This window comes from Clostridium algidicarnis DSM 15099 (assembly GCF_002934235.1).
Classification (GTDB): Bacteria; Bacillota; Clostridia; order Clostridiales; family Clostridiaceae; genus Clostridium_L; species Clostridium_L algidicarnis.
Window position 1 is genome coordinate 109677 of record NZ_PTIS01000002.1, and the last position, 26363, is coordinate 136039.

A 26363-nucleotide genomic window follows, 5' to 3' on the forward strand; every position below is an offset into this window, starting at 1 on the left:
GAGGGATTGTTATGCACTTCATAGAAGATTGGATGAACACCCTTCCTAGAAGGATACTGAAATACAAAACTCCAGAGGAGCTATTTGAAGCACAGTTAGATATAATATATGCAGCATAAGTAATTTCAACGACTTAAGTCATAAATAGAAATTAGTTCAATTTGTTATTGCAATTTTTCATAAATATTTTTCAGATAAAACAGTAATAATGATTGAACATGGCAACTATAAATCTGATTTTTTTGTTAGGTATTATAAATTTAAATATAGATACAGCTTTTACTTTTTCGCCATACTGAACTGCATTAGTTATGCTATCAGGTAATTTACCTGTGTTTTTTCTTATACACTTTGGACATTTTTTGATTTATGCTCTATGCTCAATAACTTTAACTTTTATATCTGGAATATCAACTATTTGACATACAATATATTTCTCCGAAGTTACATACCGTAAGGATTATCCATAAATATCACATTTATCTACAGCATGCATTATTATTTCATCTGGAGTTTCACTAAATTCTAGTGTTTTAGCATCATGACCTTGTTAACCTCCAGGTTTTTTATTTAATTTAGTTCTTAAACTCTTAGTTTTCTTTTTTTAATCCATCATATGATGGTGGTTTGCTACTATTATTACTATTTTTATTGATTTGACTTTCCAGCAATTTAACACGCTCATTTAAAATTTTATTTTCATTAGAAAGATTCTTTGTTTCAGATTCCAAAGTTTTTATTTGATTTGAGAGTTCTTTAATTAGACCTATAATCTCAGAGACCCCTTTATTGTAAATTTCAATAACTTTCCTTCGCTCATTGCGTGTCACTAACTTATAATTACTTTTTACAATATATCCTTTATAATACCCAGAAATAGTGCTAAAATATACTAATGTAATTAAATAGGAGGATAATATTAAAATCCTAGATAAGAATTATAAGATAAATTATTTAATTTTAGAAATAAGAAGGAGCGATTTTATGACTCTTTGCTGCAGAGACCTATTTCAACTCAAACATTTTTCAAAGGCGGTGCTATTAGCTGGAGAGGGTGGGTTAAATCGTGAAATTTCTTGGCCTTATGCAAGAATGACAGAATCTATTTCACAGTGGCTTCATGGAGGAGAATTATTGTTTGTTACCTATACAGGTATTGAAGACGATGATGATAGTCTTTTGATGTTATTAGAAGAAAGTATTGAGAAAAAGCTTTCTGGAATTGTGATTTTGATTAATGATAAAGATAGAGGAGGTATACCGAAAATAATCATAGACAGGGCAAATGAAGAAGATTTACCTCTTTTTATAATACCATGGGATGTTAAGTTAATTGATATTATACAAGAAATATTTTTTAAGATAGAACAAAAAAGAGAAGAATCAAAGAATGCAAAACATTTTCTCGAATCTCTTATTTTATCACCAAATAAACAAGATGAAGATATTCAGACCTTAGCAGAATTTTATAATATAAAATTAAGACCATTTTACTATATTTGTATATTTAAGATGGAAGGGTTACCTAATACTTCTAATGATGTGGAGGATATAAGTAGATATATAATTCACTCTTTAGGGGAAAGTTTAAATGAAGAAAATTACACTTTAATACCTATGGAATGTACTAATCATATGACAAGCTTAATATTTGCGAACGATTATGAAGAGGTAAAAAAATCATCAGATTCTGTTGAAGCTGTATTTAATTTTGTAAGCGCAAAATACCCTAATGCTGAAATTAGTTTAAGTTTTAGTCGAATAAGAGGAACAAATTCAGAAATAAAGACGAGTTACAAGGAAGCATTTAAAGCCTTATCTATGATACATATATATAACAAGGATTCAAAGGTTATAAGGTATGAAGAATTAGGTATTATAAGGTTACTTATTGAATTAGACGATGTTAGGGATATTGAAAAGTATTGTTATGAAAATTTAGGTCCTATTTTAGAATATGATGAAAAACACGGTATGGATCTAATAGGAACCTTAAAATGTTATTTTAAGAACAATAGGCATTTATTAAAGACATCCCAAGAACTTTTTATTCATAGGAACACCTTACTTTATAGATTATCAACAATAAAAGATCTTTTAAAAAGAGATTTAGACGATGCTATGACGGATCTAGAACTTTTTAATAGCATATTGATTTATGAATTTCTTAACTTAAAAAATAATATATAGGATATTCTAAAGATAAGCATTTAAAAAATTATAGATACTTATAAACTAGTTAATTAGTAGTGGATTTAAATATGTGAAAAGTAGAAAGGCTCTGTATCAAAATATAATTTTGATACAGAACCTTTCTACTTAATAAAATTAATTGAATGAAAATATATATTATACTATAGCTTTCTCTTTTGAATTGTCCTTGGAAAAAGACAATATTAAAACTCCTGCAAAAATTAATAAACATGCAATAATCTTTATTAATGTTATCTTTTCACCTAATAAGAGTGCTCCGAAAATAACACTGGTTATAGGTTCAAATGTACTTATAACAGCTGCCTCACTTGCTCCAATATGATTTATGCCAACTTGCAATAAGGATAAAGCAACAACTGTACATAAAAATGCAAATATTGTAGATATAGCCCAAGACTTAGGTGTTAATGTAGATAAAACAAGCTGATTTGTAATATTACCATATAAAAACATACCTAGGCTTGAAGCTAATGCCACATAAAATGTTATTTTAAATGGAGATTCACTTTTTAAGCCGCTCTTATCCATAAATATAATATAGAATGCATAGAACATTCCTGAAGCTACTGCTAAAACTAATCCAATCAATGTACTAGAATTAAAGGATGCAGAATTAAGAGCTGAAAAGAAAAAGCATCCTATACCAGACATAGCTATAATTAATGCTACTATCTTTTGTTTGCTTAACTTTTCATGGAAGAATATAACACAAGCAAGTGTTACAAACATTGGATAAGTAAAATGTATTGGGGTTACTATGCCTACATCGATATTAGCAAAAGCCATATTTAACATAAGTGTTGTTATGGCATTACCTATAAACCCTAGTATTGCTAAAATTTTAAGCTGTTTTTTTGTTACTTTTAAATCAACCTTTAAAAACAATATAATAAGCAATAAAAAAGGTAAGCTTAAAAAGTTCCTAAGAAAGGTTAACGTTACAGGATTACTTCCCCCAGCGCCATAGGTCATAGGTCCAAGAGTAAATGCAAATCCAAATGTAATAGAAGATAGCATTGTTAGAATTATTCCTTTTGTTTTCATATTATAATTACTTCTTTCCGTATAAAATTATTTAAAAGCTTCATCCATTATTTTTAAAATATTTGGAATAACATTATCTACAATTATCTTTCCCTTTTCGGCTGAAGATGATTTAGCGGATGCTAATATACCAGTTTCAGGAACTATACCTTTTTCTATAGGGTATCTATAGTAAGTTGCTGGGCTAGCATTCTTTGTGTCTAAAATTTGATCTTCTCTAACAAGCTCTGGTGCAAAATACATCATAAGTGAAGTTTCTGTAACAGCTGCATGTTCTAAAGCCCAACCTGGGAATGGTACTTCATTAAATACTTCATCAATTACATGAGGGGACATTGGATCCCACCAGTTAGTAAGAAGAATTTGAACTTTATCACCATATTTTGCAGAACATAAATCCATAGCTTCTACAACAAAGGCTTCATTTTCAAAGTGGGCACTTAAAATAAAGATTTTTGTAAATCCATCACGAACAAACTCATCAAGTATATCCATTACTAAAGCTTGTAATGTAGCTCCATTTAAATCAATAGTTCCAGGGAATAATGGGCCACCACCACTTAATGGTTTTGATTTATAACCATAAGAAAGGGTTGGAGCAACTACACCATTTATTTTTTCAGCTATACGATAAGCAAAGCCCTCTGCAAGCACAGCATCTACACAAGTAGGTAAATGAGGGCCATGCTGCTCTGTAGCACCTATTGGTAAGATAATCACATCATCTTTTTTCTTTGCGAATTCCTGCCAAGTCATATTTGACATTTTAAAATTTTCATACATAATAACGTCTCCTTTTTATATGTTTAATAATATCTTTTGAAAGCAATATTTATTATACTCTGTGTATATAGTACATACAATGTACAAAAAATACAAAGAAACTTACAAAAATATGTTCTTTTAATGCACAGTGATATTAAAATATTATTGTATATTTAGTACAATGACTAGTTTATGTTTTCGTGTTAAACTTCCCCTATTGCTAATTTTAATAGTAAAAAATTAAATAGTAAATATTGAAAGGAGATTATTAAATGAAAGCCATTTTATTTAAAAATGCTAGATTAAAAGGAAATGAAACATTAGTTGATTTATTAGTTGAAGATGGGGTATATAAAGAAATAGGTTCAAATATTTCAGCAAAGTATAAAGATGTAGAAAGCTTCGACCTAGAAGGAAATCTTGTTATTCCGCCTTATGTTGATCCACATATTCATTTAGATTACGTATATACAGCTCGCATGCCTGGTGCAAGCAATGGAACAGGAACTCTTTTTGAAGGTATTCAAAGATGGTCTGAAACAAAAGGAAACATGACAACAGAGGAAATAAAAGGTCGCGCAAGAGTAGCTCTTAAAAAAGAGATATTATATGGAACACAATATCTTAGAACCCATGTTGATGTAACAGATCCAAAGCTTACTGGTTTAAGAGCAATGATGGAACTAAAAGAAGAAGTAAAGGATCTTGTTGATATACAGATTATAGCATTTCCACAAGAGGGTATGTATTCATATAAAGATGGAGATAAATTAGTAGAAGAAGCATTAAAGATGGGTGCTGATGTAGTAGGTGCTATACCTCACTTTGAATTTACAAGAGAAATGGGAGAAAAGTCAGTTAAGAAAACTGTAGAGCTTGCTATGAAATACAATAAATTAATAGATGTTCATTGTGATGAAACAGATGATGAACAATCAAGATTTGTTGAGCTTTTAGCTGCAGAATCTTATATGAATGGAATTGGCGAGCTTACAACAGCAAGCCACACTTGTGCTATGGGTTCATATAATAATGCATATGCCTTTAAGTTATTTAAACTTTTGAAATTATCAAAAATGAACTTTATATCATGCCCAACTGAAAACATACATTTGCAAGGAAGGTATGACACATATCCAAAGAGAAGAGGACTTACAAGAGTTAAAGAACTAAATGATGCAGGGATGAATGTTTGTTTTGCACAGGATTCAATTTCAGATCCATGGTATCCATTAGGAAACGGAAACTTAATGAATATTTTAGATGCTGGAATTCACATTTGTCATATGATGTCTGTTGAAGAGATTAATAATGCATTGGATTTAATTACAGTAAATGGCGCAAAGACTCTACATATACAAGATAAATATGGTGTAGAAGTAGGAAAGGATGCCAACTTTATAGTGTTAAATGCAAAAAATGAATTTGATGCAATACTTGAAAGAGTAGGAGTTAATTGCTCTGTTAGAAAGGGAGAGTTCTTATTTAAAAGAGAACCAGAAATAATTGATACAAGTATTTCTTTATTAAAGTAATTATTTTAATATAAGTAACCTAAAAAGCTATTGGATAATATCCAATAGCTTTTTAGGTTATAATAAATATATAAAACAATAGTTTAAATCTATATATTAGATATTTAATTTTATTAATATATATAATAAAAATAGAAAGAAGGGTTACACAATGTTAAGTGATGGAATAAATAAAAAGGCTAATAGATTAATAAACGAAAAATCACCATATTTACTTCAACACGCTTATAATCCTGTAGATTGGTACGGATGGAGTGAAGAAGCTTTTGAAAAGGCTAGAACAGAGGATAAACCTATATTTTTAAGTATAGGATATAGCACTTGTCATTGGTGTCACGTTATGGCTCATGAATCCTTTGAAGATGAAGAAGTAGCAAACATATTGAACAATTATTTTGTGTCTATAAAAGTTGACAGAGAAGAAAGACCGGATATAGATAGTGTATATATGTCAGTATGTCAGGCTATGACAGGAGGGGGAGGATGGCCTCTTAACTTATTTTTAACTAAAGATAAAAAGCCTTTTTATGCAGGTACTTATTTTCCTAAGACTTCTAAATATAATCAAACAGGGTTTATAGAAATCTTAGAGAGTATAAATAATGTTTGGGTAAGTAACAAAGACCATGTATTAACTACAGCAGATCAGGTAGTTAAAACTTTAAATGGGGATACTTATGATGAGAGTTCTAATATTTCAAAAGATATCCTTAATGAAGGATTTCAAAGTTTCTTAAATTCTTTTGATGCTGTATTTGGTGGATTTAGTAAGGCACCTAAGTTTCCTAGCCCTCATAACTTATCTTATCTTTTAAGTTATTATAAGGATACAAGAGAAAAAAGAGCTTTAGAAATGGTTGAAATTACATTAAAGAGCATGTATAAAGGTGGCATATTTGATCACATAGGATTTGGATTTTCTAGATATTCTGTGGATGAAAAGTGGCTAGTACCTCATTTTGAAAAGATGCTTTATGATAACGCTCTTTTAGCTATGGCTTATATAGAAACTTATGAAATAACTAAAGATAATATATATAAAGAAGTGGCAGAAAAGATATTTACCTATATATTAAGAGATATGACCTCACCTGAAGGTGGATTTTATTGTGGAGAAGATGCAGATTCAGAAGGGGTTGAAGGTAAGTTTTATCTATGGGACTTTACAGAAATATACAAAGTTTTAGATATGGAAGAAGGTAATTTATTTATAAATTATTACGGTATACAAAGGGAAGGAAACTTTGAAGGGCGCAATATACCAAACTTAATTGGCGAAGAATTAGAGGATTTAGATAAGCCAGATTTAAAGGATAAATTAGAGAATATAAGAGAAAAACTCTTTGCCTATAGACAAAAAAGAATTCATCCACATAAGGATGATAAGATATTGACTTCTTGGAATGGACTTATGATTGCAGCTTTTGCAAAGGCTGGTAAGATACTTAATGAAGAAAAGTACAAAGATGCATCTATCAAAGCATTAGAATTTGTATTTACTAAACTTCAAAGAGAGGATGGAAGACTCCTTGCAAGATTTAGGGATGGTGAATCACGATACCTTGCTTACTTAGATGATTATGCTTTTATTATCTGGGCACTTATTGAGGTTTATGAAGGAACTAAAGAGTATTCTTATGTAGAAAAAGCTTTAGAGTTAAACAAACAGATGATAGAATTATTTTTAGATAAAGAAAAAGGCGGATTATTTCTATACGGTAAGGATAGTGAGGAACTTATATTAAGACCTAAAGATATTTATGACGGAGCGATACCCTCAGGGAATAGTGTAGCTGCTATGAATATGCTAAGACTTTTTAAAATTACAGGAGATATAAATTTAAAAGAAGAAGCAGAAAGCATATTTAAAGTATTTGGTAATTCAATAAATAAAATACCTAGAGCCCATGCAAAGACTTTGGAGGCGTTATTATATAGTGATTTTAATTTAAGATAAATTCACAAAGCCTAATGTCTTGTAAGTTAACAGCTAGGTATCCAGTTATTATAGGGTAGCTCCAAAATAGAAAATTATATAGGGGTAGGGGAACATGAAGGAAAGTTTTATATATAAAGATGAAAAGATAGAATATAAAATAATATACAGCAAGAGAAAGACTATGGAGATAAGTATAGAACCTCCAGATAAAATAACAGTAAGAGCTCCTATAAGGTTACCTAAATATAATATTGTAGAAAGACTCACTGAAAAGGGAGATTGGATATTAAAACATCTAAATAACTTCAAAATTATAGATTATAAACCTATAAATAGAGAGTTCATTAATGGTGAGACTTTATTATATCTTGGAAGAGAATATAACCTTATAGTATATGGAGACTATTTAAGGAAAAAGTCTGTGGTCTATATAGAGGCAGAAAATATTGTGGTAAGACTTAAGGAAAAAGATAAGGATAATATAGAAAGAGCTTTAGAGCTTTGGTATAGAAAGGAAGCCTTAAATTATATCTTAGATAGTATAGAAAAATATGAAAAGATCCTTAATAGAAAGCCAAAGGATATAGTAGTTAAGGAACAAAAGAAGAGATGGGGTAGTTGTACCTATGATAATAGATTACTATTTAACTGGAGATGTGTAATGGCAAGGCCACAGGCTATAGATTATGTCATTTTGCATGAAATGTGCCATATAGTTCATAAAGATCATTCTAAAAATTTTTGGAATTTAGTAGAGTCTATAATGCCAAGTTACAAAGAAGAGAAGCAGTGGCTTAAAATAAACGGTCATAAATTAACTCTATAAAAAGGTTTTTGATTCAAAATTGGTACTCATCAAATGAAAATCATTAGCTAAAAAATCTCTATTAATTTAAAATATGAATTTTATCAATAATTAAAGAAAAAAACAAACAATTGATGGTGTAAACATTTATATTTAAATAAATAAGATTAAACTCATTTGTATAATTATCAATTTACTAATAGAATATATAAATAATAAGTATAATTATTTAACCTTATATTTAAAAGATACAGGTTTAAAAACTGTCAGATGGGTTGTGCCACGGATAAAATTCCTGCATTTTGTACGTGGTGCTTTTTTTGTATGAAATTATAAGGTGAAAGCACTGAAAGGAGATAAAAAATGAAAGATTTAAATAATAGAGAGTCATTTTCATCTGGTATGGCAATATTTTTTGCCACTTTGAGTTCGGCAGTAGGTCTCGGAAACATATGGAAGTTTCCTTATTTAGTAGGTAGCAATGGTGGGGGTGCTTTTTTAGTAGTTTATATTTGTTGCATCCTTTTAGTTGGACTACCTATTATGATAAGTGAGTTTTACATTGGAAGGAAAACAAAGAAAAATATAGTGGGGGCTATAAAAACCATTAAGGGAGAATCTAAATGGCAGCATATGGGCACTATAGGTATAGTAACCGCTTATTTGATTTTGTTTTTTTATAGCGCTGTAGGTGGATGGGTATACTCTTATGTTTTTAAGTCCTTAAAAGGGGATTTTAAGAATATAAATGGGGATATTGTAAATGTTGCATTTAAAAATACTATTGTAGGACCTATAGAACCCATCTTATGGCAAATTCTTGTGGTTATAGTTGTGTCTACAATAATATATCTAGGTGTAGGTGAAGGAATAGAAAAGTTCACTAAAACCCTTATGCCTTTATTATTTGTATTAATAATTATCTGCGATATAAGGGCATTAACTCTTCCTGGTGCATCAAAAGGATTAGAATTTTTGTTTAAACCTGATTTTTCATTGCTTACTAAAGATGCATTTTTAGTGGCATTAGGCCTTTCCTTTTTCAAGTTATCTCTTGGTGTAGGAACTATGGTTACATACAGTAGTTATTTTAGAGAAGACAATAATATGATAGGTACTTCATTAAAAGTAGCTTTATCTGATACATTAGTTTCTATATTAGCAGGAGTTGCTATTTTTCCAGCAGTATTTTCTTTTGGATTGAAACCAGAAGCAGGACCAGGGTTACTATTTTTAACAATACCCTTAGTTTTTTCAAAGATACCTTTTGGTCAGATTATGTTAGTGGCATTTTTTGTATTAAGTTCTATAGCTGCGACTACGGCTATGATGTCTATGCTAGAAGTATTAATTGCCTACTATACAGAAGAAAAGTCTATGAGTAGAAAAAAAGCTGTTATAATAAATGCTTTAATTATAATTTGTATAGGAATTTTTGCTACATTATCTGCAGATAGTGAAGGGCTTTTGGGCGGGATAACTATCTTTGGAAAAGGAATTTTTGATATTTTTGATTATTTATCATCTAATATACTTATGCCTATAGGTGGGTTTTTAATAATAATACTTGTAGGGTACTATAGCAAAAAGCAGAGTATAATAGATGAACTTTCAAATAAGGGTGAGTTAAACAATATAAAACTAATAAAATTATATTATTTTGTTATAAGATATATATCGCCTATATTCTTGTTATTAATATTTTTTTATTCCATAGGAATAATAAATTAGTTTTAATATGCTAAAGATTGTGTAAAGAAAATAATAATTAAAAAATATTATTAAATTAGATTTTAAACATATGTACAAAAAAAGGTGTGAAAATGTCATATTGTAATAAAAGATATACATTTATTTCATTGATTTTTAAAAAAGATATAAACCATTTAAAAAAAACGAAAAATACAGTTGAGGTAGGCTCTAATTGGTGATAAAATTAAAAAGTATAAAAAATCTATAATTTAATAGGAGGCTACATTGTGGACGATGAATCAAAAAAACTTAGGTGGTATAATCTTTCTTTAATAGGTTTTGTTATGGTTTGGGGATTTGGTAACGTTGTAAACAACTTTGCAAATCAAGGTTTAAAAGTTGTATTTTCATGGATAATTATGATTGCAGTTTATTTTGTACCATATGTATTAATGGTAGGAGAGCTTGGATCTACATTTAAAGATGGAAAAGCGGGAGTTTCATCTTGGATAAGGTCTACTATGGGACCTACTCTAGCATATTTTGCAGGGTGGACTTACTGGGTAGTTCACATACCATATTTGGCACAAAAGCCCCAATCTATACTAATAGCTTTAAGCTGGGCAATATTTCAAGATGGAAGTAGAATTAAATCAGTTAATCCTATGATTCTACAATCTATTACACTTATATTATTCTTTATATTTTTGTGGATTGCCTCAAGAGGGATTAATTCACTAAAAAAGATAGGTACTATAGCTGGTACAGCAACATTTGTAATGTCTATACTTTACATATTACTTGTAATAGCAGCTCCAGCACTTAGAGGTGTGAGACCTGCCACTACAAATTTAACATTTAAAACATTTATGCCGGAATTTAATTTTGCATATTTTACTACTATATCTATGTTGGTATTTGCAGTGGGTGGATGTGAAAAAATATCCCCTTATGTAAACAATACCAAAAATCCATCAAAAGAATTTCCAAAAGGAATGATAATATTAGCAGCCATGGTTGCTGTATCAGCAATACTTGGTTCTTTAGCTATGGGAATGATGTTTGATGCTAATAATATTCCAAAAGATTTAAAAATGAATGGACAGTATTATGCATTTAAGATGCTTGGAGAATATTATGGACTTGGAAATCTGCTGCTTATAATATACGCTTTAGCTAATATGGCAGCTCAAATATCAGCATTGGTATTTTCTATAGATGCACCACTTAAAGTTTTACTTGCAGATTCTGATAAAAGATATGTTCCAGAAAAATTAGCTAAAATGAATGATCGTGGAACACCAATTAATGGATATAAGCTAACGGCGGTATTGGTAAGTATACTTATAATACTACCAGCTATAGGAATAGGTGATATGAATACCTTATTTAATTGGTTACTGGATCTTAATTCAGTAGTAATGCCACTTAGATATCTATGGGTATTCCTTGCATATATGGCCTTAAAGAAATCTTTAGATGGTAAGTTTGATTCAGGTTATAAGTTTATAAAAAGCAAAAATGGAGGATTCATAGTAGGGTTATGGTGCTTTGCATTTACAGCATTTGCATGTATAATGGGCATGTTCCCTAAGGGCGTTACACCATTTTCAAAGGAATGGAAGTTCCAAATAACCTTAAATCTACTTACACCTTTTGTGCTTATAGGGCTTGGACTTATACTTCCTATAATTGCAAAAGGAAAGAATGGAAAATCACCTTTTGATGTACCGGAAGATAAAAAAATAGCTTAGTATTAGAAGTAAGTAAAAGCTTAAAATAGTAATTAGATTTAAAGCACCTCATTGTAAAAAAATTAATAAAATAAAAATTAGTGTCTTTAAGATGTTTCATCTTAAAGACACTTTTTAATATTTAACCAAAGCAAAATAAATTAGTTATGAATGTAAAGGATATAAGGTTGCTAAGATGGAATATTTCCATGTATGTTTAACTGATTTTCTGATATAATTAATAATATGATGATTTAAAAAATAATTCTTACATACAATATGTAAGTCTTAATTGTTTTAAGGATTAAATTTATAAAAAAGAGAAAGTGAGATGGTGGTCGTGGATGATTACCCTAGCGGGTATAGGACAAAATTAAATATAAGCAATGTAATGTTAGACCATTTTCTTACTAATAATATGAATTATAATAAGTTCACTTAAAACAATGTATTAGTGTGCCTCGATTATAATTAAGTAATCATTATTTTTTATGTAGTATGAAAATAGGGTCGAACTTACTAAGGAGGTTTGGCTATGAAAAATTTATTGTTTGGCTACTTAGATAAGGAAAGAATAGAAATATTAAGAGAAAAGTTCACTGAAATGAATGTGGTAGATATAGCTCAAATATTTGAGGAGATTCCAGAGGAAAAGAAACTAATAATATTTAGGATATTACCAAAGGATATTGCAGCAGAAGTATTTTCTTATATGAGCCAAAAAGAGCAACAATTTATAATTGAGTCTATAACAGATAAGGAAGTTCAATCTTTAGTAGAGGACTTATACCTTGATGATACTGTGGATTTTGTTGAGGAGCTACCAGCGAATGTTGTTAAAAAAGTACTAAGAAATACAGATGAGGAAACAAGAAAGAGAATTAACTTCTTTTTGAATTATCCTGAAAATTCTGCTGGAAGCATAATGACTATAGAATACGTAGACCTTAAAAAAAATATGACAGTAAAAGAAGCTATATCTAGAATTAAAAAGATTGGAATTGATAGGGAAACTATCGATACTTGCTATGTCACATCAAAGGGAAGAAAACTTGAGGGTGTGGTGTTGTTAAGGCAAATTATATTAAGTGATGAAAATGAAATAATAGAAAACATTATGGATAAAGATGTGAAGTATGTAAATACTCACGATGATCAAGAGACGGTTGCCTTATTATTTAAAAAATATGATCTTTTAGCCATGCCAGTAACAGATAATGAAGATAGGTTAGTTGGAATAATAACAATAGATGATATTTTAGATATTATAGAAGAAGAGACTACAGAAGACTTCTATAAAATGGCTGCTATGGAGCCTTCAGAAGAAGATTATTTAGATACAAGCGTTTTTTCTTTAGCAAAGCATAGAATCGTTTGGTTATTAGTACTTATGATATCTGCTACATTTACTGGAAGTATAATTAGAAAATACGAAGACATACTTCAAGCTGTGGTTATTTTAACGGCATTTATTCCCATGCTTATGGATACTGGTGGAAATGCAGGCTCACAATCTTCCACTTTGGTAATAAGAGGTCTTGCACTTGGAGATATAAAACTTAAGGATTGGCCTAAGGTTTTATTTAAAGAATTTAGAGTAAGTCTTATTGTAGGATTTACCTTAGCGGTTGTAAACTTTCTAAGAATTTATTTCTTAGAAAAGGTAGACTTTTATGTGGCTTTAACTGTATGTTCTACTTTGTTTTTTACTGTAATTATTGCAAAAGCTGTGGGAGGGTTACTACCTATAATAGCAAAGAAGCTTAAAGTGGATCCAGCTATAATGGCAAGTCCGCTTATAACAACTATTGTGGATGCTTTAGTTTTAATATTATACTTTGCTACAGCAACAATGCTTCTTGGAATTTAGAAAGATCAAATTTTGAAAGGTGGAATAATCATGTTATTTAATTATTTTATGCCTACAAAAATATATTTTGGGAAAGATGTAGTACTTAAAAATAAAGATATACTTAAAGATTTCGGAAATAAAGCGTACATCATTACAGGTAAAAGATCATCAAAAATTAATGGATCTTTAGATCATATAATAGAAGCTTTAGAATATAACAACATAGAACATATAATATTCGATGAAGTAGAAGAGAATCCTTCATTAGAAACTGTTGAAAAGGCTTCAGCAATAGGTAAAAATGAAAAAGTAGATTTTATAATAGGTATTGGAGGGGGATCCCCACTAGATGCTGCTAAAGCTATTGGAATTTTTATAAACAACCCTAACATAAATAAGGATAATATAAATGAAACAAAAGATTTAAAAAGTTTACCTATAATTGCTATTGCTACAACCTCAGGCACTGGATCTGAAGTCACACAGTATGCTATAGTTACTGATCATAATAATCAAACAAAAAAGAATTTAGGTCAAAGTGTTTTTCCAGATGTAGCATTTTTAGATCCTTCTTATACCATGAATATGGGGTATGATGTAACAGTAAGCACTGCCATAGATGCATTTACGCATCTAGCAGAAGGTTATTTAAATAATAATGCAAGTGAACTTACAGATACCATGGCAGAATCAGGATTGCGTTTTTTTGGTAGGTGTTTAAAAGATATATTAGAAAATAACATAGATTACTCTACTAGGGAAAATCTTATGCTAGCATCTACACTTGGAGGCATGGTAATAGCTCAAACAGGTACTTCATTACCACATGGCATGGGCTATCCACTGACATATTTTAAAAATGTACCTCATGGAAAAGCAAATGCTTTATTGTATGGAGAATACTTAAATGTTTTTAAAGATAAAACTAGAGTAAATAAGGTTTTAAGTTTTTTAAATTTAAAAGACATAGAAGAGCTTAGTAGCATAATATCTAAATTAATGGATACTACCTTAGATATAACTGAAAAAGAGATACAGGTATATGCAAAAATAATGTGTAGTAATGAAGCTAAGTTAAAAAATCATCCAGAAAAGGTAGGCTATGATGAAATATATAACATATATATGAATAGTCTAATCAAGTGATTAGATAAAAGGGTAAGTTTTTTAATAGAATAATATAACACAGGGGAGCTAGATAACCACTGGCTGAGAGTAAGAATGACTATTCTTAGACCCAAAACCTGAACTGGATAATGCCAGCGTAGGAAGTGTACTATAGTAATATTACAAGATATATAGCACAGGCCGTACTGGTCTGTGCTTTATTATATTTTAATAAAGGGAAGAGGGGGATATAAATGAAAATTAAAAATATGACAATTTCAGCTATGTTTGTAGCAATTGGAGTGCTAGGAAGCCAAATTATATACATTCCAATAGGCGCTTCAAAATGTTTTCCAGTTCAACATACCATAAATATAATTTCAGCTATTAGTTTAGGTCCTGTGTATTCTGTTGGAATAGCCTTCTCAATATCACTACTTAGAAATGTTCTAGGCACAGGATCTTTGTTGGCATTTCCAGGTAGTATGATAGGGGCATTGATTGCTGGATTGTTATTTAGAATTACTTCAAAAAAAGAAATGGCTATTTTAGGTGAGGTATTTGGTACAGGCATACTAGGGGGGATTATGGCTTTTCCTATAGCAAAATTTATATTAGGTAAGGATGTGGCAGCATTATTTTACGTAGTTCCATTTTTAATAAGCACCATAGGAGGTAGTGGTATAGCTTATGCAATGCTAAAGGTTTTAGATTTAGGTAAGATAAGCAAAAAGATTTCACAAAAGTGAAATACAGGGTTAATTTTAATAAATAAAAGCGGTGGTTATGTGATAAATATACTTAAAAATAAGATAAAGCATCGAAAAATATTAAAAAAGGTTAAAATATGTACTAAGAAAGATAGATATATACTTTACCTTATAACTATTTTAGAGTAAAATTACAATAACAATTAGTTTTCAAAAATAGATAGATAGAGGTGATATAAGTGAAGACCTTTGAGAGTTACAAATTAAAGGATATAGAATTTAAAAATAGGATAGTCTTACCACCTATGTGTATGTATAGTGCAGATGAAAACGGTATGGCTAAGATGTTTCATTTTGTACACTACACAGAAAGAGCTATCGGAGGAGCTGGACTTATAATTTTAGAAGCCACAGCAATTGCACCTAATGGAAGAATATCAGATAATGACCTTGGCATATGGGATGATAGTCATATAGAGGGACTTAAAACCATCGCAATGTCAGTAAAAGATAATGGTTCAAAGGTGGCTATACAGCTAGCTCATGCAGGAAGAAAATGTGAAGCAAAAGCTGACTTTATAGTAGCACCTAGTGATATTTCCTTTAGTGAAAAATATAGACAACCAAAAGCCTTATCAAAAGAAGAAATAAAAGAAATAATTAAAGGATTTAAAGATGCTGCTTCTAGAGCAGATAAAGCTGAATTTGATATGATAGAAATTCACGGAGCACATGGATACTTAATAAATGAATTTTTATCACCATTAGCTAATAAAAGAGAAGATGAGTATGGAGGGAGTACTGAAAATAGAGTTAGATTTTTAAATGAAATATTAGATGAAATAAAAAAGGTATGGCCTTCAAGTAAACCTATAGGTCTTAGAGTTTCAGCATCTGATTATGCAGAGGGTGGAATAGATATAGATGAAATGATAAAAATAGTTAACCTTATAAAAGATAAGGTAGATATAATTCATGTAAGTTCAGGGGCTGTAGTAAACACAAGAATAAAGACTTACCCTGGATACCAAGTGAAATTTGCAGAAGAGATAAAGAATAACTGCAAAATACCAACAATTGCAGTTGGACTTATAGATAAGTTTGATATGGTTGAAGAAATACTCCAAAATGAAAGAGCTGACATGGTAGCACTAGGAAGAGAACTACTTAGAAATCCTTACTGGACCCTTCAAGAGGCAAAAAAGAATGGCATAGAATTAGAATTCCCAAAACAATATGAAAGATCTTTTAAATAACATATAATATATAATAGTAAAATTAAATAAAACAAATATTTAGCCTGAGAATTTGAGAAGGTGTACTTGAAATATAAATCAAGGCACCTTCTCGTCTTTTTATATTTTACAAAGGAGTGAACGCAATGTATGATGTAACCATTATTGGAGCAGGAGTTGTAGGATCTGCTATAGCAAGGGAACTTTCAAAATATAATCTAAAAACTTGTCTTATAGAAAAAGAGGACGATGTTACAACAGGAGCATCTAAGGCAAATAGTGGGATAGTCCATGGAGGATATTCAGCAAAATATGGAACATTAAAGGGAGAACTTTGTGCTAAGGGAAATAGTATGTATAAGGAATTAGAGGAGCAGCTACACTTTGGATATAAGAAAACAGGAGCCTTAGTTATAGGGTTTGATAAAGAGGATGAGAAAAGAATCAGAGGTCTTTATGATAATGGAATCAAAATAGGCTGTGATGATTTAGAAATTATTTATAAGGATAGAATAAAAGAAATAGAACCACATATTAATGAAGAAGTTTATGTAGCTTTGTATGCAAAAAGCGTAGGAGTTACATCCCCTTATGAATTTACCATTGCCCTTGCAGAAAATGCTATAAAAAATGGCGTAGAATTAAAACTTGAAACCTTAGTAAAATCTATAGAGAAAAAAGAGGAAAGGTTTATAATAAAAACAAACAAAGAGGATATAGAAAGCAGATATGTAATAAATGCTGCAGGGGTTTACAGCGACAAAATTGCTAACATGGTAGGGCTTTATGATTTTAAAATATTACCAAGAAGAGGACAGTATATACTATTAGGTAAAGATCAAGGAAAGCTTATAAGTACAGTAATATTTCAAGTTCCTACAGAAAAAGGAAAAGGTATACTTGTAACTACCACTTATCATGGTAATTTGATGATAGGACCTAATGCAGAAGAAGTAGACGATAAGTTGGATGTAGCAACAGATATAGAAACTTTAAACAAAGTTTTAGATACTGCAAGAATGTCTATTCCAGATTTTGATGTAAAAAAGGCTCTTACAACCTTTTCAGGTATAAGAGCTATAAGTAGCACTGGAGATTTTATAATAGAAGAAAGTAAGGTTAAAGGTTTTATAAATGTAGCGGGGATAGACTCGCCAGGCCTTACATCTTCTCCAGCTATTGCAAAGAAGGTAAGTGATATATTAAAGGAATCAGGGCTTGTTTTAAATGAAAATGAGAAATTTGATCCTTATAGAAAACCTATTTTTAAAGCAAAAGATATGAATAACAATTTAGGATTAAAGATAGATGATAAGAATCCAGATAAAAATATAATATGTAGATGTGAGACTGTTACAGAGTCAGAGATTGTGGACGCTCTTCACAGAGGAATACCTATAAAATCTACAGATGCTGTAAAAAGAAGAACAAGAGCAGGTATGGGAACATGTCAAGGGAACTTTTGCCAAAAACGAGTTAAGGCAATAATTGCAAGAGAACTAGGATTATCTGTAGAAGATATAACTGTTAGAGGTGATACATCTACAGAAAAGTTGCAAAGGGTAAATATAAATTTAGTAAGAAAACTAAAATAATAAGATTAAAGTAAGATTAAAGTAAGATTAAAGATAGAAAGAGCTATATAAAGAATTGCTTTTATAGCTCTTTTTTTGCATAATAGAATGTAAGACTATTATATATTTAAAGATTATATAAAATAGTTGCCTCAATTTGAATTTAATTAATATTAAAAAAGGCGCTATTGTAAAATTAAGATTTTTATAAGATAATATAAGTAGTTTTGTCACAATATATAAAATATAATTTTAGGGAGAATAATAATGCCAAAAAAGATTAAAAGATTTATTACATCACTTATATTAATAATACTTGCCCTTGCTTTGGCTTATATCTTATATGTAAGAAATTATAATATGAAATATAAGGATATAAACCTAAAAGATTTTAAGGCTATAGAATACATAAAGGTGGCAGATGAAGCAAGCAAAGGGAAATTACAAGTGAACTGGAAACAAGTAGCAGCAATTGAAGGGGTAATATATAAAAATGATTTTACTTTATCAAGCGATATGACCAAACTTGAACTATCAAACAAATTTTTAGAACAAAACCAAGGACAGTTTAAAGTTAAAGAGAGTGCTTATAGACTACTTAGCATGGATGAAGTTATGACAGAACTTGGGTTTAAATCTAAAGAAAGAGAAAGAGCTAATAAATATTTAGAGGATTTGGCTTATAAAGGAACCTTAAAAGAAGAACTTTCAAAGGATAGTATTCAAACAGAATTCATTAATAGCATTAAAGATGAGGCTATGAATGGATATGTTAAATATGGTATATTTCCATCAGTAACAATTGCCCAAGCTATATTAGAATCAGGGTGGGGAGAATCAGAACTTACTGTAAAGGCTAATAATCTTTTTGGAATTAAGGCGGATTCAAGTTGGAAAGGTGAAAAGATTTCAATGAAGACCTCAGAATATAATAATGAAATGATAACGGATAATTTTAGAGTATATGATAATAAAAATGACTCGATAAATGATCACAGAGAATTTTTATATAAAAATCCAAGATATAAAGGTTCAGGAGTTTTTAATTGCACACATTATATAGAACAAGTACAAGCTATAGAAAAGGGTGGTTACAGTACTGCTGAAAACCACAAGGGTGAAAAAATATATTCAGAACTTTTAACAACTGTTATAAGAGATTATAATTTACAATTAGTAGATTATGAAGTAGAGATGAATTATTTAACAGGAAAAATAAAATAGTTTATTAATTTTACTTATAAGTATTAAATTTATGTTAATTGCTATTTTAATTAGTGAAACTACAAGTATCATGATATAATTATATCGTGATACTCTTTATTTGGAGGTATAGTAATGGAATTCAAATTAGGTTCAAACAATTTTATAGTAGATCGAATAGAAAGTAATTTAGTTGTATTAGAGGATTATAATGGGGATATATTAAATGTATCTTTAAAGTTGTTTAAAGGACATATTAATGAAGGGGATATTATAACCCTAAAAGGAGAAACCTATTTTAAAGACTCTACGCTTACTAAAAAGAGAAAAGATTATATTAATAATTTAATGAAAGGCATGTGGATAGATGAATAATGATTTCACAGAAGGATATGAAGAAATTAAGAATCCAAAGTCTGACAACAATAAATTTATGAAGATTTTTACAGAATGGATATTACCTATATTATTAGCATTAGTAATAGCAGGACTTATAAATAAATTTTTAGTGTTTAAAGTACTTATACCATCTGAATCTATGCTTCCTACTCTTAAAGTAGGAGATCAGCTATTTGTCACCAAGATATATAATACAGAAAAAATAGAAAGAGGAGATATAGTTGTATTTTATTCTAATGAGCTTGGAGATCTTTTAATCAAAAGAGTAATTGGATTACCAGGGGATGAAATAAATATAGATGATACAGGAAGCGTTTTAGTTAATGGTAGTAAAATTGAAGAAACTTATGTTAAACACCCAGATGGCCATAGTGGTAATTTTAATGTTCCAAATGATAAATTCCTCTTTTTAGGGGATAATAGGGCCAATTCAAAAGATAGTAGACTTTGGAAGGATCCTTATATAGATAAATCCGAGATAAAGGGAAAGGCACAAGTTAGGGTATACCCTTTTGATCGAGTTGGAATGGTTAGATAGATGTAACTGTTGATTTAAAACTAATTTAAGGGGGATTTGATTATTATGATATCCAAAAAAATAGATGAATTAAAAGAGGAACTTATACAATCCACAAGAGATATCTTGATGATAAAAAGCGTTGAAGGAGAGCCAACTAAAAATGCTCCACTAGGTAAAGGTGTATCTGAGGCCTTAGACAAGGCACTAGATATATGTGATAAATTAGGATTTAAAACTGTAAATATGGATGGATATGTAGGTTATGCAGAGTATGGTGAAGGTGAAGAATATATAGGCATTTTAGGACATTTAGATGTGGTTCCAGAGGGCGATGGATGGAAGTATCCACCTTATGCGGCAGAGATTCATGATGGAAAAATATATGCAAGAGGAGCTCTAGATGATAAAGGTCCGATAATGGCAGCTTTGTATGGTCTAAAGGCGGTTAAGGAGAGTAACTTATCCTTAACTAAAAAGGTGCGTATTATATTTGGAACTAATGAAGAAACAGGATCTAAAGATATGGATTATTATATGAAGTATGAAAAGCCACCTATAGCTGGATTTACTCCAGATGCAGAATATCCTATTATTTATGCGGAAAAAGGTGCCACAATATTTGATATTGTAAAAGAAATAGATGTATTAGAAGATGAAAGTATTAAGATAAACTATATAAAAGGTGGAAACAGAGCTAATATGGTGCCAGATTATTGTGAAGCATCTATATCAGGACTTTCTTATGAATGGTTAACATCTCATATAGAAAAGTTTAACCAAAAAGAAGGACTTAAGGTATTATTAGAACAAGAAAATGAAAATATAATAATTAAGACTTATGGGGTTTCAGCTCATGGAAGTACACCAGAACGAGGCAAAAATGCAATAATGTTTATGATGGATATCTTAAGCAATATTGATATTTCAAATAATTCTTTAAAGAAATTTATAAGTTTTGTTAATAAAAATATAAGTTATGATGTTTATGGAAGAAATTTTGGAGTATACTTAGAAGACAAAGCCTCAGGAAAATTATCTTTTAATGTAGGGGTTATAAATTATAACGAAGGAAAGATTATCATGACCTTAAATCTAAGATATCCTGTAACCTTTAAGCTAGAAGATATGATGGAACCTTTTAAAAAGACTTTAATGGGAACTGGTATTGAAATTGAAAACTTTGAGGAAGATAAGCCATTATATTTTCCACCAGAACATGAATTAATAAAAACATTACAAAAGGTCTATAAAGAGCAAACAGGTGATGAACCAAAATTATTAGCTATAGGTGGAGGAACTTATGCAAAAGAAATACCTAATATAGTTGCATTCGGACCAATTTTCCCAGGGAAACCTGATTTAGATCATCAACCTAATGAATATATAGAAATTGATGATTTAATACTAAATGCAAAGATATATGGTAATGCCATATATGAATTAGCGAAATAGACATTAGAAAGGATGTGTAACAACTTTATTTTAAAATTTAGTTAATTTTAAGGTAGGGCAATATGATGTTTAATGATAAAAAATTTAAATACAGGATGGTTTATTTTGTAGGCGTAATACTAGCCATATTTGCAGCAAACTATTTTGCTACAAACATGGGTACAAAAGAAATACCTTACAATCAATTTTTAACTTTAGTCCAAGAAGGAAACGTAGAAAAAGTAGTTATTCAAAGAGATAAAATTGTTATAAAAGCTAAAGAAGGTACTGAATTTGCTGAAAAAGCTTTATATACAGGAAATCTTAGAGATCCGAGTCTTATAGAGGTATTAACTAATGCTAACGTAGAATTTAATGCTGATGTTCCAAATAATAGTCCTATCCTAAATTCTATATTATCTATGATTCTTCCTTTAATTATATTTTTTATGATAGGAAGACTTCTTTTTGGTAAAATAGATAAAAAAATGGGCGGCGGGGTTATGTCCTTTGGAAAGAACACTGCTAAACTTTATGCTGAAAATGAAACAGGAAAGACTTTTAAGGATGTTGCAGGTCAAGAAGAAGCAAAGGAATCTTTAGTTGAAATTGTAGATTTCCTTCATAAACCTGAAAGATATGCAGAAATTGGAGCTAGACTACCTAAGGGCGCTCTACTTGTGGGACCTCCAGGTACAGGTAAAACATTACTAGCAAAGGCTGTAGCAGGAGAAGCTAAAGTTCCATTTTTCTCATTATCAGGTTCTGATTTTGTTGAAATGTTCGTGGGAATGGGAGCTTCAAGAGTAAGAGATTTATTTAAGCAAGCAGAAGAAAAGGCTCCATGCATAGTATTTATTGATGAAATAGATGCCATAGGAAAAAGTAGAGATACATCGATGCAAGGTGGTAATGATGAAAGAGAACAAACTTTGAATCAATTACTTTCAGAAATGGATGGTTTTGACTCATCTAAAGGAGTCGTAATATTAGCTGCAACTAATAGACCGGAAGTATTAGATAAAGCACTTTTAAGACCAGGTAGATTTGATAGAAGAGTAATTGTGGATAGACCAGATCTTAAAGGTAGAGAAGCTATCTTAAAGGTACATTCAAAAGATGTTAAGCTTGGAGACGATGTAGATCTTTTATCTTTGGCAAAATCTACTCCAGGAGCTGTTGGTGCGGATCTTGCTAATATGGTAAATGAAGCCGCTTTAGGAGCTGTAAAAAATAATAGAAAAGTTGTAACTCAAGAAGATTTAGAAGAAGCTGTTGAAGTTGTAATAGCTGGTAAAGAGAAAAAGGACAGAATTATGTCTTCTAAAGAAAAGAGAATAGTAGCCTTCCATGAAGTAGGTCATGCTCTTGTAGCTGCTACATTGGAAAATGCTGATCCAGTTCATAAGATAACCATAGTTCCAAGAACCATGGGAGCTCTTGGATATACTATGCAATTACCAGCAGAAGAAAAATATTTAGTATCTAAAGAAGAGATGATGGATCAAATAAAAGTTATGTCAGGTGGAAGAGCAGCGGAAGAAGTTGAATTTAATAGTATATCAACTGGAGCATCTAATGATATTGAAAGAGCAACTCAAACGGCTAGAAGTATGGTAACAATGTATGGTATGACAGACAAGTTTGATATGATGGCACTTGAATCTATGAGCAACAGATATTTAGATGGAAGACCAGTCCAAAATTGTAGTGCGGAAACTGCAGCACTTATAGATGCAGAAACTTTAAATATAATAAAGGAATGTCACAAAGGTGCTATTGACTTATTAAAGGAAAGTAAAGATCTTCTAATAGAAATATCAGAAACTCTTATTGAAAAAGAAACACTTTCCGGTGATGAATTTATGAGTATAATAAATGCATATAGAGATAGAAATAATCTTCCAAGGATTGAAAGCAAAATTAATATTGAAACTAAGGAAGATTAATATAAATATAAATTAAAATCCTTGGCACTATAGAAGATATAAATTGCTAGTAGATTTTAAAATGGTTATAAGGAGCACTTCTTTAGGATATCCTAAAGCTAAGTGCTCTGTCTATTTTGTAACCTTTTAAAACTTAACAAGAAAGGAGGTATATAGGAAGATTAATGCTTCTTATATTATGATTATGAGTAAGGAAGATGTGAGAGATATGAAAGATACGAAAGATAAAAACAAAGATTTGGAGATTGCTGCAGAAAAGTTAAGGTTAGAATACACTAAAGATATTATAAATAATGAGGTAATTGAGTATTTAGAAAAGAGAAAGGAAATATCTCAGTATATATTAGACTATAGGAAAAATGTTATAGAAGAGTTTAGAGATGATGAGGATAAGATAATAGATTATTTTGATCATGAAAGATATATAAAAGAAGAAGCATTCAAAACTATAGATAGAAGGTTAAAAGAACTTACGCAATTAAAGTTATCGCCTTATTTTGGGAAGGTAACCTTTATAGAAGAGGGTGATGATACTAATGAACAAATTTATATTGGTAAATTTGGTGTTATACCTGATTCTAGTATTGAGCCTGTTGTAGTTGACTGGAGAGCGCCAGTATCTTCTCTTTTTTATGCAGGGACACTTGGTAAGGCAACTTATAATTCTCCAGAAGGCTTAGTTAATACTGATATAGTAGAAAGAAGACAGTTTATAATAAAAAAGGCTGAACTTCAAGGTATGTTTGATTCTGAACTAGATATAAAAGATGAGATATTGCAAATAGTATTAAGTAGTAACAGCTCTGAAAAGTTAAAAGATATAATAACTACAATTCAAAAAGAACAAGATATAATAATAAGGTATCCAAAAGGTGGAGTGGTTGCAGTTAATGGTGTGGCAGGTAGTGGAAAAACTACTATAGCCTTACACAGAGTTGCGTATCTTATATATAATAACAGAAAGGCATTAGAAAATAAGGTTTTAATACTAGGACCTAACAATATATTTATGGAGTATATATCAAGTGTGCTACCAAGTTTAGGTGAAGTAGCTGTAAAGCAAGAGACTTTTCAAGATTTTGCAAAAGACATATTAGAAATTAAATCAGAAGTAATGAACTTTAAAGATTATGTTGAGTCTATAGTAAGAGAAGATAAAGAATTAACAAAAGATATAGAATATAAGAATTCAAGGGAGTATATTAAATTTTTAGATCAACATATAGGGATATTAAATAAGGATTACTTTCACATAGAGGACCTTTATTTTAGGGATGAAATTATTGTAGAAAAAAGTGAAATTGAAGAAATGTTTAATATCCATTATGCATATATGCCTCTTTTTAAAAGAAGCAAGAGAATAAGAAGAGTTTTAATTAGTAAAATAAAAGATAAAAGAGATGATTATTTTAGAAAAATAGAAAAGAAATACAAAGAACTAATAGATAATCTTTCAGAGGAAGAAAAAAATGATGAAATGAATACCATAGAATACAATAGAAAACTACAAATAAGAGAACTCATAAGGGATGTCATGAGTTGCAAAGAACAATTACATTGGCTAGATAATGAATCGCTAGAAGAGATATACCTAAGGTTAAATGAAAATAATAAGTTGATTATAGATGATTTAGCACCCATGCTATATCTTAAGTTAAAGCTATATGGAGTGAAATATGAAGGTGATATAAAACATGTAGTTATAGATGAAGCACAAGATTACAGTTTGATTCAAATGCAAGTAATAAAAGAGATTACAAAATGCAATTCTTTTACTATAGTAGGGGACATCAATCAAAGACTTATAAATAACAAAAATAAGCCAGCTTTAGATGATTTAAATGAAGTGTTTACGGAAGATTTAAAATATTTCAATCTAAATAAAAGCTATAGATCAACAAAGCAAATAATAGACTATGCTAATGGATACTTAACAGAAGATAAAATAGTACCTTTTGTAAGAGATGGTGAAGAGGTAGAATATAAAATATTCAAAGAAAAATCTCAGCTTATTAAAAGTTTAAAAGATGCTTTAGAAAATTTTAAAAATAAGGGGTATGACACTATAGCTGTAATATGCAGGGACGAAGGTATGGTAAATTCAATAAAGAAACCTTTGAAGGATGAGGTGCTAATAAAAGTCATTGCATCAGAAGATGACATATATAGTGGTGGAGCAGTGCTAATACCATCTTATTTTGCAAAAGGATTAGAATTTGATGCAGTAATTTTAGTAGATAATAAGCAAGAAAAAAGAGAAGATCTAGTAAAATATGTTATGTGTACTAGGGCGTTACATGAACTAAAGGAATTTAATTTAATTTAATAATTCAATATAATAACTTAACATTTAAAACTAAAGTGTTATAAAAGATTTAACACTTTAGTTTATTTTTTTGAATATATTAAAAGTTTATAGTATAGATAAATAATAATTTTGCAATTTTAAAAAGATATATTTCATTAAATATTATTAAATGAAATAATATGTTGAAAAATAAATAAATTATCAAAAAATTCATAATAATATTAAATAATATTAAACAAAAACAAGAAAAATAGTAGTATAATATTATTTGTATGGCTAAATTAATAATTAAATAATAAAACCCTCACTAAAACGTGATATGTATAAAAAAGCAATGTATATACAACG

The 26363-nt window shown here is 29.8% G+C and carries 20 protein-coding genes and 1 riboswitch; of the genes, 17 read left to right on the forward strand and 3 right to left on the reverse strand.

The genetic code is table 11. The features are described 5' to 3' along the window. Positions 1 to 590 precede the first annotated feature (590 nt). A complete protein-coding gene (locus BD821_RS13625; protein ID WP_242971447.1) occupies positions 591 to 830 on the reverse strand; it encodes a DUF6444 domain-containing protein in 240 nt (79 codons plus the stop codon). Between the two features lie 154 nt (positions 831 to 984). Here BD821_RS13625 and BD821_RS02720 point away from each other — a divergent pair, with 154 nt between their 5' ends. Continuing rightward, the gene (locus BD821_RS02720) at positions 985 to 2190 is read left to right on the forward strand and encodes a PucR family transcriptional regulator (protein WP_104409200.1); all 1206 of its coding nucleotides are present in this window, start codon (positions 985 to 987) and stop codon (positions 2188 to 2190) included. A gap of 159 nt (positions 2191 to 2349) precedes the next feature. Here BD821_RS02720 and BD821_RS02725 read toward each other — a convergent pair whose 3' ends face one another. Further along, entirely contained in the window at positions 2350 to 3258 is a 909-nt protein-coding gene (locus tag BD821_RS02725) for a DMT family transporter (protein WP_104409201.1), read from the reverse strand. Between the two features lie 27 nt (positions 3259 to 3285). Beyond that, positions 3286 to 4041, reverse strand: coding sequence for a creatininase (locus BD821_RS02730; protein ID WP_104409202.1), 756 nt, complete (start codon positions 4039 to 4041; stop codon positions 3286 to 3288). Between the two features lie 254 nt (positions 4042 to 4295). Here BD821_RS02730 and codA point away from each other — a divergent pair, with 254 nt between their 5' ends. The 16 genes from codA to BD821_RS02810 all read left to right on the forward strand — a co-directional run bounded on the left by codA (position 4296) and on the right by BD821_RS02810 (position 26033). Next, the gene (gene codA, locus BD821_RS02735; RefSeq protein ID WP_104409203.1) at positions 4296 to 5558 is read left to right on the forward strand and encodes a cytosine deaminase; all 1263 of its coding nucleotides are present in this window, start codon (positions 4296 to 4298) and stop codon (positions 5556 to 5558) included. Positions 5559 to 5709: 151 nt separating this feature from the next. Continuing rightward, positions 5710 to 7515, forward strand: coding sequence for a thioredoxin domain-containing protein (locus BD821_RS02740; protein WP_104409204.1), 1806 nt, complete (start codon positions 5710 to 5712; stop codon positions 7513 to 7515). Between the two features lie 94 nt (positions 7516 to 7609). Then, positions 7610 to 8323: a M48 family metallopeptidase gene (locus BD821_RS02745; protein ID WP_104409205.1), complete on the forward strand. Its 714-nt coding sequence runs from the start codon at positions 7610 to 7612 to the stop codon at positions 8321 to 8323. Between the two features lie 342 nt (positions 8324 to 8665). Then, positions 8666 to 10033 (forward strand): sodium-dependent transporter, encoded by a 1368-nt coding sequence (locus tag BD821_RS02750; RefSeq protein ID WP_104409206.1) that lies wholly within the window; start codon positions 8666 to 8668, stop codon positions 10031 to 10033. Positions 10034 to 10338: 305 nt separating this feature from the next. Further along, positions 10339 to 11748, forward strand: coding sequence for an amino acid permease (locus BD821_RS02755; protein ID WP_207719879.1), 1410 nt, complete (start codon positions 10339 to 10341; stop codon positions 11746 to 11748). Between the two features lie 514 nt (positions 11749 to 12262). Continuing rightward, positions 12263 to 13597: a magnesium transporter gene (gene mgtE / locus BD821_RS02760; RefSeq protein ID WP_104409208.1), complete on the forward strand. Its 1335-nt coding sequence runs from the start codon at positions 12263 to 12265 to the stop codon at positions 13595 to 13597. 30 nt (positions 13598 to 13627) lie between these two features. Beyond that, positions 13628 to 14725: an iron-containing alcohol dehydrogenase family protein gene (locus BD821_RS02765; RefSeq protein WP_104409209.1), complete on the forward strand. Its 1098-nt coding sequence runs from the start codon at positions 13628 to 13630 to the stop codon at positions 14723 to 14725. A 31-nt stretch (positions 14726 to 14756) separates the two neighbouring features. Continuing rightward, a riboswitch (TPP riboswitch) is annotated at positions 14757 to 14867 on the forward strand. Positions 14868 to 14940: 73 nt separating this feature from the next. Then, positions 14941 to 15435, forward strand: coding sequence for an energy coupling factor transporter S component ThiW (gene thiW / locus BD821_RS02770; protein ID WP_104409210.1), 495 nt, complete (start codon positions 14941 to 14943; stop codon positions 15433 to 15435). Between the two features lie 200 nt (positions 15436 to 15635). Beyond that, on the forward strand, positions 15636 to 16652 hold the full coding sequence (namA, locus tag BD821_RS02775) for an NADPH dehydrogenase NamA (RefSeq protein WP_104409211.1): 1017 nt from the start codon (positions 15636 to 15638) through the stop codon (positions 16650 to 16652). 125 nt (positions 16653 to 16777) lie between these two features. Then, positions 16778 to 18226, forward strand: coding sequence for an NAD(P)/FAD-dependent oxidoreductase (locus BD821_RS02780; RefSeq protein WP_104409212.1), 1449 nt, complete (start codon positions 16778 to 16780; stop codon positions 18224 to 18226). Positions 18227 to 18472: 246 nt separating this feature from the next. Further along, positions 18473 to 19429, forward strand: coding sequence for a glycoside hydrolase family 73 protein (locus tag BD821_RS02785; protein WP_104409213.1), 957 nt, complete (start codon positions 18473 to 18475; stop codon positions 19427 to 19429). A gap of 114 nt (positions 19430 to 19543) precedes the next feature. Beyond that, complete coding sequence (locus BD821_RS02790) at positions 19544 to 19783, forward strand: DUF3006 domain-containing protein (protein ID WP_029452432.1); 240 nt, start codon at positions 19544 to 19546, stop codon at positions 19781 to 19783. After that, a complete protein-coding gene (lepB, locus tag BD821_RS02795; RefSeq protein WP_104409214.1) occupies positions 19776 to 20345 on the forward strand; it encodes a signal peptidase I in 570 nt (189 codons plus the stop codon). The genes BD821_RS02790 and lepB overlap by 8 nt, the downstream gene beginning before the upstream one ends. A 42-nt stretch (positions 20346 to 20387) precedes the next feature. After that, positions 20388 to 21779, forward strand: a complete 1392-nt coding sequence (gene pepV / locus BD821_RS02800; RefSeq protein ID WP_104409301.1) for a dipeptidase PepV — start codon at positions 20388 to 20390, stop codon at positions 21777 to 21779. Positions 21780 to 21844: 65 nt separating this feature from the next. Beyond that, positions 21845 to 23707 (forward strand): ATP-dependent zinc metalloprotease FtsH, encoded by a 1863-nt coding sequence (gene ftsH / locus BD821_RS02805; RefSeq protein WP_104409302.1) that lies wholly within the window; start codon positions 21845 to 21847, stop codon positions 23705 to 23707. A 184-nt stretch (positions 23708 to 23891) separates the two neighbouring features. Further along, positions 23892 to 26033, forward strand: coding sequence for a HelD family protein (locus BD821_RS02810; protein WP_242971448.1), 2142 nt, complete (start codon positions 23892 to 23894; stop codon positions 26031 to 26033). The last annotated feature ends 330 nt before the right edge of the window (positions 26034 to 26363 follow it).

What these genes read in the sequence shown, in the direction of transcription:
- mgtE (WP_104409208.1), top strand. Translation starts at nt 12,263, where the DNA reads ATGAAAAATTTATTGTTTGGCTACTTAGATAAGGAAAGAATAGAAATA.
- BD821_RS02750 (WP_104409206.1), top strand. Translation starts at nt 8,666, where the DNA reads ATGAAAGATTTAAATAATAGAGAGTCATTTTCATCTGGTATGGCAATA.
- BD821_RS02740 (WP_104409204.1), top strand. Translation starts at nt 5,710, where the DNA reads ATGTTAAGTGATGGAATAAATAAAAAGGCTAATAGATTAATAAACGAA.
- BD821_RS02810 (WP_242971448.1), top strand. Translation starts at nt 23,892, where the DNA reads ATGAGTAAGGAAGATGTGAGAGATATGAAAGATACGAAAGATAAAAAC.
- BD821_RS02745 (WP_104409205.1), top strand. Translation starts at nt 7,610, where the DNA reads ATGAAGGAAAGTTTTATATATAAAGATGAAAAGATAGAATATAAAATA.
- BD821_RS02785 (WP_104409213.1), top strand. Translation starts at nt 18,473, where the DNA reads ATGCCAAAAAAGATTAAAAGATTTATTACATCACTTATATTAATAATA.
- codA (WP_104409203.1), top strand. Translation starts at nt 4,296, where the DNA reads ATGAAAGCCATTTTATTTAAAAATGCTAGATTAAAAGGAAATGAAACA.
- BD821_RS02790 (WP_029452432.1), top strand. Translation starts at nt 19,544, where the DNA reads ATGGAATTCAAATTAGGTTCAAACAATTTTATAGTAGATCGAATAGAA.
- thiW (WP_104409210.1), top strand. Translation starts at nt 14,941, where the DNA reads ATGAAAATTAAAAATATGACAATTTCAGCTATGTTTGTAGCAATTGGA.
- BD821_RS02720 (WP_104409200.1), top strand. Translation starts at nt 985, where the DNA reads ATGACTCTTTGCTGCAGAGACCTATTTCAACTCAAACATTTTTCAAAG.
- ftsH (WP_104409302.1), top strand. Translation starts at nt 21,845, where the DNA reads ATGTTTAATGATAAAAAATTTAAATACAGGATGGTTTATTTTGTAGGC.
- BD821_RS02755 (WP_207719879.1), top strand. Translation starts at nt 10,339, where the DNA reads ATGGTTTGGGGATTTGGTAACGTTGTAAACAACTTTGCAAATCAAGGT.
- BD821_RS02730 (WP_104409202.1), bottom strand. Translation starts at nt 4,041, where the DNA reads ATGTATGAAAATTTTAAAATGTCAAATATGACTTGGCAGGAATTCGCA.
- lepB (WP_104409214.1), top strand. Translation starts at nt 19,776, where the DNA reads ATGAATAATGATTTCACAGAAGGATATGAAGAAATTAAGAATCCAAAG.
- BD821_RS02780 (WP_104409212.1), top strand. Translation starts at nt 16,778, where the DNA reads ATGTATGATGTAACCATTATTGGAGCAGGAGTTGTAGGATCTGCTATA.
- BD821_RS02725 (WP_104409201.1), bottom strand. Translation starts at nt 3,258, where the DNA reads ATGAAAACAAAAGGAATAATTCTAACAATGCTATCTTCTATTACATTT.
- BD821_RS02765 (WP_104409209.1), top strand. Translation starts at nt 13,628, where the DNA reads ATGTTATTTAATTATTTTATGCCTACAAAAATATATTTTGGGAAAGAT.